This is a genomic window from Planktothrix sp. FACHB-1355 (assembly GCF_014748295.1).
Taxonomy (GTDB): domain Bacteria; phylum Cyanobacteriota; class Cyanobacteriia; order Cyanobacteriales; family Aerosakkonemataceae; genus Aerosakkonema; species Aerosakkonema funiforme_A.
This window is the reverse complement of the sequence record NZ_JACJUP010001173.1, coordinates 1-2,133: the sequence shown is the minus strand read 5'-3', so window position 1 is coordinate 2,133 and position 2,133 is coordinate 1. Positions and strand designations below refer to the sequence as shown.

At 47.0% G+C, this 2,133-nt stretch carries 2 protein-coding genes; both read right to left on the bottom strand.

Annotated elements, in window-relative coordinates; genetic code table 11:
• Positions 1–98: 98 nt before the first annotated feature.
• Positions 99–482 (bottom strand): hypothetical protein, encoded by a 384-nt coding sequence (locus H6S82_RS30380; RefSeq protein ID WP_190462210.1) that lies wholly within the window; start codon positions 480–482, stop codon positions 99–101.
• A gap of 48 nt (positions 483–530) precedes the next feature.
• Positions 531–2,133 (bottom strand): flavin-dependent dehydrogenase (locus tag H6S82_RS30375; protein WP_191057260.1); only part of this gene is annotated, 1,603 nt, incomplete at its 5' end.

The following is a 2,133-nucleotide window of genomic DNA, read 5'->3' as shown; positions in this document are numbered from 1 at the left end:
CTAAAATTTCCAAGCTGCGTCAAGAAAGTGGGTGCAGTCAATCCAAAATCCAAAATCCAAAATCCAAAATCGGTTGACTTTTATAGCCCCGATCCCCCTCATTGCCAGTCATCCCCAATCATTTTTCTTTGTCGAATGGGTGCAAACAAACCAAGGGCAAAACCCAAAACGATCGCGACGGCAAAACGATTTTCAGGTAGGAGGAAAAGTCCCAGCAATCCCAACAGCGCTGCCACGAAGGACGCTCTTTTAATCCGCTCAATTAACTGACTGTATTTAGGTACTGGTTGCTCTTCCAGCGCTTTTAAAGTAATTTCAGCGCTATCGAGTTCGGCGATAATTGTCTGAATTTGCTTACCCGTCTCCCGTTCGATGCGTGCGATCGCTTCCCGATCTGCTTTGATGGGAGAAACTGACAACCGCAACAGAGATTCTTTTAACGGGATGCTGGATATCATTTCGGGACTATCTTTGCCATTCATTTGTGCTAAAGTTGGGAACGAAGAAAAAGAACAAAACAGATTTCTTGCTTAATTTTTCATTGTTAATTGCTCACTTCGTCGCGAATTTTGATATGCTGAAATACGAAAACTGCGAAGTTTCGATCGCCCCATGCCCGCAGTAAAGGCGTAACTTTGGCTAAGCAACCACAACCACAAGCTAGGAAAGCTTTTTTCTAACCAAGGCTGTTGCTGCGCCAACCAGTTTGGCAACCAACCGCCCAGCAACCAACCGCATAAAGCGCCCAAGGTAAAGTCGAGGTAACTTCCCAACCAACGCAACATATCTTTGACACCTGCTAGTTCCCATATCCACAGCAGCAAAGCTGGATTGATCCTAGCGGCTTTGAGAGCGAGCTTATTAAAAGTCAGCCAGTCTGTCTTATCTTTAATAAATTTCTCCGCCACATCTTTAGGTTCGGCTGCCAAAATACCAAAAAAGGTATTCAACATAGCATTAATTCGCTGCGGTGGCAAGTGCCTTCCGGTAGGAACCATCATGCCTTTAGAAAATAACCAAGTCACGGAAATATTGCTTTGATAAGCGCGAATTTGGTTCAAATGCTTTGCGCTTAAAAGGTCGTGTTTGAGAGCTGTATCCAAAAGATGAGTTAAACGCCCCAGATTGCGAACTAAAGAACCAAAACCGGTGAAGACGAGGGGAGATTGCAGAGAGGCGGCGTCACCGATCGCAATTAATCGATCGAACGCGACAGTGCGATCGCGACTTCCCACGCTAAAATGTCCCGGTATATAACCGAACGTCGGCTTTTTCCAAACCAACTTATCCATATCGCAGCGGCGATACTCCGGTAATATGGTGAAAAAGTCTTCGTACATCTCCAACAACGAACCGGGATTTTTGGCATTCACCTCATGATAGTGAAACAAATAAATGGTGAGATCGTCGCCTTCCGCTGGAAATAATTCCCAAATTAACTGACGCCCTCGCGAAATATCCCCGTGACTGTAAAGCACATCGCCATAGTCTGCATCCCACACACCCGGCTCAAATCCGCTCAATACAGCTCCTACCGTAGGACAAACGCTGTCAAAAGCGCGACCGCCGTTGAGCTGCCAAGCTATGGGTGAAGCAGTTCCCATCGCATCCACTAGCAGACGCCCGCTGGCTTGTTTCTCAGTCCCTGTCGGTAAGTGTTTCACAGACACGACAACTTGCTTCTCTGCGATATCTGCCCTGATAAACTCAGTTTCATCCCAAATATCACCCCCAGCCGCTCTTAACTTTTCTCCACACACCCGCAGCAGTTTTTCCGCATCCAAACCGACATTTAATACTGTTGGCGTATGCAGTACGGGCGCTTTTAAGTGCGGGGGATTGTTAGCGTCGAAGAATTTGCTGAAACCGTCAACATACTCCCGCGCAATTAAATTTTCAAACTCCGCTTGCGTAAATAAACCCAAATCGATCGCAGTTTGAAACTCATTGCGAGAAATATTCCATTCCCGATTCATCCGTCCAAAAGGCAACCGTTCCAGCAGCAGCACCCGGTAGCCCAATTGCGCCATCACCGCCGCATGAATAACTCCCAAAGCTCCACCCACATAAATCAGATCGTAAGTTGGTGAAGAAGAAGCATTCTCCCCCTCTCCCGCTCTCCCGCTCTGGGAA